At 72.6% G+C, this 1253-nt stretch carries 2 protein-coding genes; one reads left to right on the top strand and one right to left on the bottom strand.

All coding sequences use genetic code 11. The annotated features are described in order from the left end of the window. The coding region (locus tag PLL68_RS05140; protein WP_502910673.1) for a winged helix-turn-helix transcriptional regulator at window positions 1–254 on the bottom strand (254 nt) is incomplete at its 3' end. Between the two features lie 169 nt (window positions 255–423). On the opposite strand from PLL68_RS05140, the gene PLL68_RS05135 reads away from it, so the two are divergent. Further along, a partial coding sequence (locus PLL68_RS05135) for an SDR family oxidoreductase (RefSeq protein WP_324532275.1) occupies window positions 424–1253 on the top strand: 830 nt, incomplete at its 3' end.

Here is a 1253-nt window from a genome sequence, read left to right as displayed (position 1 = left end):
GTCAGGCTGTAGTCGACCCGGGGCGGGATGACGGGCTGTGCGTCGCGGTGCACGAAGCCGTCGGCCTCGAGCGTGCGCAGGGTCTGGGCGAGCATCTTCTCGCTGATCCCCTCGGCCCGGCGGCGCAGCTCGCTCCACCGCTGCGACCCGTCGGCAAGCGCGACGAGCACGAGCACGCCCCACTTGCTCGTGACGTGGTCGAGGACGACCCGGCTGGGGCAGGCGGCCGCGAACACCTCATGCGCGACCGGCATCCGTCGCCCGTCAACGGCGCCCAATCCGCTGACCTGCTGGGTTACCTGCACGTGCGTACCTTACCTGAAAGTGCGTACTAACCATCGGGAAGTACGTGCCCCCTCCGCCGGTTGGCCCGGACGACCACCCGCGCACCACCTGCGCACCACCTGCGAAAGAGGACCACCCATGACCATCGTCGTCACCGGAGCCACCGGCCAGCTCGGCCGTCTCGTCGTCGAGTCCCTCCTGCGCCGCCGGGCCTCCCCCACCGACGTCGTCGCCACCGGCCGCGACGAGGCCCGCCTGGCCGAGCTCGCCACCTCGGGGGTGCGCACCACCGTCACCGACTACGCGGATGCCGCGTCGCTGGCAGCCGCGTTCCAGGGTGCCGATCGCGTGCTCCTCATCTCAGGCTCCGAGGTCGGGCAGCGCCTGCCGCAGCACACCGCCGTCGTCGAGGCGGCGAAGGCTGCCGGCGTCGGGCAGCTGCTCTACACGAGCATCTCCCACGCCGACACCGCGCAGATGGCCTTGGCCACCGAGCACCGCGAGACCGAGCGAGTCATCCGCGAGTCCGGCATCCCGTTCACCTTCCTGCGCAACAGCTGGTACCTCGAGAACTACCTCTCGCAGGTGCCCACCTACCTCGAGCACGGCGTCGTCGGGGCCACTCGGGGCGGGCGGATCAGCGCCGCCACGCGCGCCGACTACGCCGACGCCGCCGCTGTCGCGCTGCTCGCCGACGACTCGGCCGGTCAGGTCCTCGAGCTCGGCGGGCCGTCGTTCACCCTCGACGAGCTCGCCGCCACCGTGGCCTCGGTCTCGGGGCGGGAGGTGACCGCCACCGAGGTGTCCGCCGAGGAGCTCACCGCGATCCTCGTCGGGGCCGGCCTGCCGCAGGGCTACGCGCAGGTGCTCGCGAGCGCCGACGAGGGCATCGGCCGCGGCGAGCTGGAGGTGAGCACCGGCGACCTCGAGCGGCTCATCGGTCGCCCGCCGACGACGCTGCGCGAGGC

Origin of the sequence: Ornithinibacter sp., from assembly GCF_035443565.1 — a bacterium.
Lineage (GTDB): Bacteria > Actinomycetota > Actinomycetes > Actinomycetales > Dermatophilaceae > Fodinibacter.
The sequence above is the reverse complement of the archived record's forward strand: the minus strand, read 5'-3'. Positions and strand labels throughout refer to the sequence as shown.